Below are 3,739 nucleotides of genomic sequence, written 5' to 3'. Positions count from 1 at the left end.
GCACGCTGTTGAGTTCTCAAGGAACGGAAGCTTCCTTCGAGACCGTTTCACCGGCCCCTCCGGGCTTTCCCTTCGTTGTCACCAGCTTATCAGACTCTTTCGGGCCCGATTCCCGCCGGCGGGGATTCACGCTTTCCTGCTTTTGCGTTTCGGCCTTTCGGCTTTCGCGCTCCCCGACTTTAGCAGATGCTTTCCGTCGGATTTACCACCCGGATTACGAGGACACGCGTTTCCGCACTGTTCTCGTCCCGGGGGTTGTCCCAACCTAGTGGACCCGCCCGGTCGGAGCAAATCCGCTGCCCAGAGGTGTGGCGGGTCCCGGAGGGGTGGCAGACTAAGTGGTCTGGACCACTTGCAGGAGGCTTCACTATGACGACTGTTTCGGCGCCCCTGACCGGGCGAGTCATCGGACTGGCGGCAGTGCCCGACCCCGTGTTCTCCGGCGCGATGGTCGGCCCCGGTACGGCGGTCGACCCCGTGCGTGAGCCGTCGACGGCGGTGTCCCCCATCGACGGGGTGGTGGTCTCCCTGCATCCGCACGCGTTCGTCGTGGTCGACACAGACGGCCACGGAGTGCTGACGCACCTGGGCATCGACACGGTGCAGCTGAACGGCGAGGGCTTCGAGGTGCTCGTCGCCAAGGGCGACACCGTGGTGCGCGGCCAGGAGATGGTGCGCTGGAACCCGGCCGCCGTCGAGGCCGCCGGCAAGTCCCCCGTGTGCCCGGTGGTGGCGCTGGAGGCGACGGCCGACGCGCTGTCGGACGTGGTGGAGGACGCCGACGTGGTCGCCGGGGCCGCCCTCTTCTCCTGGACGTAGCCTTTTCGGCAAGGCCACTCCCGACGCAGTTACACAAAGAACGCGGTCGCGTGCGTCCGCGACAACCGGAGACGGGTGAGATGGAGACAACGCTGCGAGGCGTCGGTGTCAGCCACGGTGTGGCGATCGGCGAGGTACGGCACATGGGCACCGCGGTGCTGGAACCCCCGGCCAAGCAGATTCCGGCCGAGGAGGCACCGCGGGAGCAGGCACGGGCGCGGCAGGCCGTCGAGGCGGTCGCCAACGACCTGATCGCGCGCGGCAATCTGGCCGGCGGCGAGGCGCAGGCGGTGCTGGAGGCGCAGGCGCTGATGGCGCAGGACCCCGAGCTGATGGCCGACGTGGAGCGGCGCATCGCGGTGGGGAGTTCCGCGGAGCGCGCGGTCTACGACGCCTTCGCCTCATACCGGGCGCTGCTGGCGAACGCGGGCGAGTACCTGGCAGGCCGGGTCGCGGATCTGGACGATGTGCGGAACCGGATCGTGGCGCGCTTGCTCGGTGTGCCCATGCCGGGTGTGCCGGACAGCGACGAGCCGTATGTGCTGATCGCGCGGGACCTGGCGCCGGCGGACACGGCGCTGCTCGACCCGTCGCTGGTGCTGGGCTTCGTGACCGAGGAGGGCGGCCCGACCAGTCACAGCGCGATCCTGGCCAGGGCCCTGGGAGTGCCGGCGGTGGTGGCGCTGCAGGGCGCGACCGAGCTGACCGAGGGCACGGTCATCGCCGTGGACGGCAGTACCGGCGACATCTTCGTCGAGCCGGGGAAGGACCGGCGGGCCGAACTGGCCAAGGCGGCGGCCGAGCGCAAGGCCGCGCTCACGGCGTCGTCCGGGCCGGGCGCGACCTCGGACGGGCACAAGGTGCCGCTGCTGGCGAACGTCGGAGGGCCGGCCGACGTCCCGGCGGCGGTCGCGGCGGGGGCCGAGGGCGTGGGTCTGTTCCGTACGGAGTTCCTGTTCCTGGACGATTCGAAGAAGGCTCCTTCCGAGGAGAAGCAGGTCGAGGCGTACCGGCAGGTGCTGGAGGCCTTTCCCGAGGGCCGGGTCGTGGTGCGGGTGCTGGACGCGGGGGCGGACAAGCCGCTGGACTTCCTGACGCCGGTGGACGAGCCGAACCCGGCACTGGGCGTGCGCGGCCTGCGCACGCTGCTGGCGCACCCGGACGTACTGCGGACGCAGCTGCGCGCGCTGGCCACGGCCGCCGAGGGCCTGCCGGTGTACCTGGAGGTCATGGCGCCGATGGTGGCGGACCGCATCGACGCCAAGGCGTTCGCGGACGCGTGCCGGGAGGCCGGACTGCGGGCGAAGTTCGGGGCGATGGTGGAGATCCCCTCGGCCGCGCTGCGGGCCCGGTCGATCCTGCAGGAGGTCGAGTTCCTTTCGCTGGGGACCAATGACCTGGCGCAGTACACCTTCGCGGCGGACCGCCAGGTCGGGTCGGTCTCGCGGTTGCAGGACCCGTGGCAGCCGGCGCTGCTGGACCTGGTGGCGGCGGCCGCCGAGGCGGCGCGCGCGGAGGGCAAGAGCTGCGGCGTGTGCGGTGAGGCGGCCTCCGATCCGCTGCTGGCGTGCGTGCTGACGGGTCTGGGCGTGACGAGTCTGTCGATGGGCGCGGCGTCGCTGCCCTACGTCCGGGCCACGCTGGCCAAGTACACGCTGGCGCAGTGCGAGCGTGCCGCGGCGGCGGCGCGGGCGACGGACACGGCCGACGAGGCGCGGCGGGCGGCGCAGGCGGTGCTGTCCGGCGAGTGAGGTGAACGCGGTTCCCGCGAGGGGCGTCCCGCCGATGTGCGGGGCGCCTCTCGGCGCGCCGGGAGCTCGGTGCGGTCAGTCCTCCGGGGGCGGGAGGGGGAAGCCCGGGCGGTGGACGACGCCGGGCTCGGGCAGGACGGGTTCGCCGGTCTCGGCGTCCGTGCAATAGGCGTTGAAGACCTCGGCCTCGCTGAGCGGGCTGAGCCAGCCGTCGCGGAGTGTCCAGCCGCGGACCTCGTCCGGAGGTCCGCCGCCCGGGCCGCCGCGTCCGGAGGCGGGGGCGGTGCTGCGCACGACGAGGCCTCCGGGGCTGTCGGTCGCCAGTCCCGCGGCGAGGACGGTGCAGCACACGAGGGCCTCGGCTTCGGCGAGGTGGACCATTCCGTGTTCGTCGCAGCGGGCGTGCATCGCCGCGAGGAGGGTGGTGTCCTCGGTGGGGACGCTGCACACCACGTGGTGGCTGCCGGGTCCCGCGGTTTCGAGGAGACGGGTCAGTGCCTGGGAGGCACGGTCGAAGGAGGTCCTGGCGACATCGTCGCCGCAGCACGCGCAGTCCCCGGCGCGCGAGAGGATGTCGCCCGCGAGCTCCCAGGTGGCCTGCCGGGTCGTCTCGTACTCGATCTGCGTGATGAGGTGTTCCAGCGCCTGTCCGGTGTACGGGACGGTGGGTCCGGAGGCGGTGACGTCCGCCGCGTAGCGCGCCCGTGCGCGCGAGGTGTCGGGGTCGCCTCCGGTGTCGTCGCAGTACCGGGCGTACTCCCCCGGGTCGAAGACGCCGACGCGGACGTGGATGCCGCGGGACGTGAGGGAGCGCAGCAGCCCCTCCATCCGGTGCAGGTAGTCGGCGTGGTCGTGGAACCGGAAAGTGCGGTAGCCGCGCATGGCGTCGAAGTCCGCGGCCGCGGTCAGGAGCGCGACGGTGGTCGGTGCCTCGCGGCGCAGGGCGCGGCGGCCGGTCCTGACGCTGCCTCGGGCGGTCTTCGCGCGGTTCTCGGTGTGTGTCATGACTCCCCCTGGGTGTGACGATCAATGCTCACTCACCGTAACCGGGGGCACTGACAGTGACGGTCCCGTCCGCGTCGGGGAAGCCGGAGAGCGCCCGGGGGGGGGGGGGGGGGGGGCCCCCCCCCGCCCCCCCCCCGGGGGGGGGCGCGGGGGGGGAGGAGGGC

3 protein-coding genes are annotated in these 3,739 nt (G+C 72.5%); 2 read left to right on the top strand and 1 reads right to left on the bottom strand.

Annotated features, from left to right (window positions below; all coding sequences use genetic code 11):
- The first annotated feature begins 369 nt into the window (after positions 1-369).
- Entirely contained in the window at positions 370-819 is a 450-nt protein-coding gene (locus ACFWVC_RS38550; protein ID WP_384299537.1) for a PTS glucose transporter subunit IIA, read from the top strand.
- A gap of 80 nt (positions 820-899) precedes the next feature.
- On the top strand, positions 900-2,570 hold the full coding sequence (gene ptsP, locus ACFWVC_RS38545; protein WP_384299528.1) for a phosphoenolpyruvate--protein phosphotransferase: 1,671 nt from the start codon (positions 900-902) through the stop codon (positions 2,568-2,570).
- A gap of 75 nt (positions 2,571-2,645) precedes the next feature.
- Here ptsP and ACFWVC_RS38540 read toward each other — a convergent pair whose 3' ends face one another.
- On the bottom strand, positions 2,646-3,575 hold the full coding sequence (locus tag ACFWVC_RS38540; RefSeq protein ID WP_384299521.1) for a hypothetical protein: 930 nt from the start codon (positions 3,573-3,575) through the stop codon (positions 2,646-2,648).
- Between the last annotated feature and the right edge of the window lie 164 nt (positions 3,576-3,739).

It is taken from the genome of Streptomyces sp. NPDC058691, from assembly GCF_042714775.1.
Taxonomy (GTDB): Bacteria; Actinomycetota; Actinomycetes; order Streptomycetales; family Streptomycetaceae; genus Actinacidiphila.
Note: the sequence above shows the minus strand (reverse complement) of the source record. Positions and strands in the feature narration are given on the sequence as shown.

What these genes read in the sequence shown, in the direction of transcription:
- ACFWVC_RS38550 (WP_384299537.1), top strand. Translation starts at nt 370, where the DNA reads ATGACGACTGTTTCGGCGCCCCTGACCGGGCGAGTCATCGGACTGGCG.
- ACFWVC_RS38540 (WP_384299521.1), bottom strand. Translation starts at nt 3,575, where the DNA reads ATGACACACACCGAGAACCGCGCGAAGACCGCCCGAGGCAGCGTCAGG.
- ptsP (WP_384299528.1), top strand. Translation starts at nt 900, where the DNA reads ATGGAGACAACGCTGCGAGGCGTCGGTGTCAGCCACGGTGTGGCGATC.